The sequence below is a fragment of the Accumulibacter sp. genome, assembly GCF_032229525.1.
In the GTDB taxonomy this organism is placed as follows: domain Bacteria; phylum Pseudomonadota; class Gammaproteobacteria; order Burkholderiales; family Rhodocyclaceae; genus Accumulibacter.
In genome coordinates, this window is the sequence record NZ_JAVTWB010000004.1 from 1 (window position 1) to 3,576 (window position 3,576).

Consider the following 3,576-nt stretch of genomic DNA (forward strand, 5'->3'; position numbering starts at 1 on the left):
GAGTTGTGAATCCTGTGGCACGGGTAGCAAGGCACCGGAGCCTGTAGCGCCGCTGTATTGCTCCAGTCGCGCGTCAGGTTTTGGTGCGAACTGTGCGACAGCATGACCACTTTTGGCATGTCTTCCATCGCCACCGCGTTCGCGAAAACGCTTTCGGTAGCGACAACGGCATCGGCGAGAAGCGACAGCGCCAGGGACAGGCGCAGCGGGAACTCCATGCCTGCAACAATTCCGTATTCTTCGCCATGCCGTTCAACAAGGTCGAGGTCAGGCAGGTGCTTGAGGTCGCCGACCATGACGGTATAGACGCCTTCGTCCGCCATGATTTCCATGAAGCGCTGCGCGTGCGGCCATGCCTTGAACGGCCCCGATCCAGTCGGCGAGAGCAACACCATCGGCCCTTTAAGCCTGTCGCGGAATTCCTGCGCCCACTTCATTTCATTGACGGTTGCGTAGAACTTTTGGCGGTTTTCCGATCCTTCAGGCAACTCGGCATAGTCGTGCACCATGTCGAGATAATTGGCATTCATCAGCTTGTGACGAACCTTGGCAGGAAGGTAAAACTCCGTGCTTGACTGGTGCGGCAACAGGCGCGTCTCGACGCTGCCAATCAGGTTGACCCACTTGTCGAACTTCGGAGCTTCATTAGCCCAATACTCAATCAGTTCGTCGTCGGACAGGATGCCCTGCGGCATCGTGACGATGCGCGCGATGTGCGGGTCATGGCGCAGCATTTCCTCGCCGTTGGCGGCGACGTAGGCGGTTACTTCATAGCCGGCGTCGTGAAGATGAGCGGCAACGGAAGCGGCCCACAAGGCGTCGCCATTGCCGCCAACGCGGACGATGGCCGCGCGGCGATCTGCGCGAGCTGCGCTCCACGGTTCGGACTGCCCGGCGCCTTGCGCAGACTTGCGCAACACCAGCAAAAAAGAATACTCGTTGCCCTCGTCGCGCGTCTGGTTTTCGACAAGCGCCCAGTCGGGGAAGGCAAGGCGGAAAAAGTCCACGATCTGGTCAGGATCGAAGTCGTGCTTGTGATCGGGGTTGCTGCCTGGCTGACCAATGCGCGGGTATAGATCGGCGTGCGGCAGGTACAGCACCAAGTAGCCGCCGACCTTGACCAGACGCCACCATTCGCGCAGCGCGGCCTGCCAGTCGGCGATATGCTCCAGCAGGTGAGCGGAAAATATTGAGTCGGCGCTGGAATCGGCGAAGATACCGAGGCGTGTCGCGTCTTTGACAACGATATCCGGACGCATGGCGATTCCGAACAGGTCTGTATCCTTGCCGCTGTCGATGCCGATCAGGTGCGGCCAGACCTTGGCCGGGCCGCAACCGATATCAAGCCCGCCCTTCGCCAGGTAGGGCAGCACTTCATAGCGCACCTTGGCGGATTCAAAACCCTGCGGACCGTTTGGCGACCAGACCATTGCTTCCTTCATGCGCCGCTTCCAGTTGGTCAGCAACGCTTTGCATTAAGGTGCCACCAGGCTTGTGACCTGGCGGCAGTGGGTGGCGGGGAGGGTCGCCACCCTGTGGGGCCGTTTAGCCTGCCAGCAAGTCCTCGATCTTGGCGAAGCACGCTGGCTGGCGGCAACCGAAGTCGGCGAACTGGTTAAGCGTGATCTTGACCTGGCCGGTATCGGCTTTGGTGTAGGGATCAACAGTCACATCCGGCGCGCCGAACAGGCCAATGGTGGCCATGCTCCAGTCACTGCCGAAGATCGCCGCAGAGCAGACCGTGGTTGAGGTCCCCTTCGTCAGGTTGCTCGGCAGCGTGTTGGTCACGGCTGCGCGGTAGCCATTTACGGGTTGCGCGGAGTTTTGCCATATCCAAGGAAGGTTCGTTCCCATCTGCGTCTGCTTGGTCTTGCCGCGCGTCTTGGTGTTGATCGCGTAGCCGGCCAGGCGGTCCGGTTCGGCATTGGCAACCGCGCAGGCGGTTTCCAGATCGACAAAATGCGACCATGCCGGAGCAGCGCCATTGGTTCCGCCAACGACGGTTCCAATACTGGCGGTGTAGCGCAGACCAGTCATCTGCGGTGCTGTGCCAGTGCCATTGAAGCACTGATTCTCGATATGGACAGCGGTTGACATAACGAGGTCGTCGCGGATCATCGATTCGAGAGCGACGGCGGACTGAATCAGCGCCTGCTTGGAGACTTCGACATAGGCGCTGGCGCGCTTCGGAGAGAGCGTGACCTTGGCTGTCGTCGGGTTGGTCTCGGAAGCCGACCCGATTTCAGACAAGGTTCCGATGGTAGAAGCAGTGATTTTTCGCGGCAGGTCGACGTTGCCGGTGAGTCCGGACAGGACACGTGCGCCGAGTTGGCCCATTACCAAATTGTTGCGCAGCACGTCGGTGAAGAGGTCGCCGCGCAGATCGGTGGCAACAAGATTGCCTGCTTCCGAGCCGGTGCCCACGTTGAAGTCACGCTTGAAGACTTCGGGAGGAAGGTAGAACCCCTCTGGTGCGCGTCCCATGATCTTTGCTGTTGCTTCCGAGCATTCACGCTCGAAACCGGCTTCGCGCCAGTCGCCGAGGACGGCTGCGGTCAGCGCGCGGCCCAGGCTGTAGCGCTTGACTTCCTTGGGCGTCAGGCCGAGCGCGATGGCGCTGGTGTCGGTGTGCTTGGTCTGTATCTTCTCAATCAAAAAGTCCTTGAAGGCTTCTGCTGAGCGGCCGTTGCGGATGAATTCGGCGGCGTCGTTCGGGCCTAGATACTTGGCGTATTGCTCGGCCAGCGTGGCGATGGCATCGCGGCGAACAATTTCAAGTTCGGCCGGCGTCTTTTGTTCGTGTTCCATTTTTCTGTGCTCCAAAACGATGATTCGTGGGGTTTCTGCTTTTTGCTGCGGTTCCGGCCCGGAATCGACGCCAGCCGATTTCCCGAAGCCTGCGTTGACGTCTGCCGGGATAGGAACCACAGACGCCTCGAACGGCGTCCAGCGGGTCACGACAAACGTTGGTGGCTTCTTGTTCTTGCCGCGAGCAGCCGCCAGGCCACTGCGGGCGAACGTGTCGCCGTGTTGGTTGCGCATTTCGCGCTCAAATTCATCACCCGTCAGGGTGCGGATAACTTTCTCGCTGCCGTCTTCGGCGCGCTCGACCTCTTCCAGCTCGTCGATGAAGTAACCGACCGACACCAGCGAACGGATGCCATCTTCGACGTCCTGCTTGATTTCCTGGCCGAGCGCCGAGCGCGAAAACTTGACCGAGCCACGCAGCACGCGGTCCTCGTCGAGGCGGACTGCCTTGATGACGCCGATCTGGTTGGCGGTGTCGTGGTTCAACAGCAGCGGGTGGCGGCCGTCGCCGAGGCGGGTCAGGTCGACGGCCGTGGCGTCATGGCGCAGGATTTCGATGCCGAACCACCTCTCGTAAGGCGCTTCGGTAGAAATGGCGATGTCGAACAGACCTTCCGCGTCTGGCGCGCGGTGTTCGATACTAAGCGTGCGTGTAAATTTCATTGCGATCCTCGCAAGGTGTGCGGCGAGGATGCCCCGAACGCGGCGCGCAGTTAAGGCAAAAAGTGGCGTCTAAAGGGCGCCGAGCATCAAAAGCGTTTCATCATC

The 3,576-nt window shown here is 60.3% G+C and carries 2 protein-coding genes; both read right to left on the reverse strand.

Going from position 1 to position 3,576, the window contains the following annotated elements; all coding sequences use genetic code 11:
• On the reverse strand, positions 1-1,373 hold a 1,373-nt coding region (locus RUW20_RS00235), incomplete at its 3' end, for a methyltransferase domain-containing protein (RefSeq protein WP_313950175.1).
• Positions 1,374-1,545: 172 nt separating this feature from the next.
• Entirely contained in the window at positions 1,546-3,471 is a 1,926-nt protein-coding gene (locus RUW20_RS00240) for a phage major capsid protein (RefSeq protein WP_313950176.1), read from the reverse strand.
• Positions 3,472-3,576 lie beyond the last annotated feature (105 nt).

What these genes read in the sequence shown, in the direction of transcription:
- RUW20_RS00240 (WP_313950176.1), bottom strand. Translation starts at nt 3,471, where the DNA reads ATGAAATTTACACGCACGCTTAGTATCGAACACCGCGCGCCAGACGCG.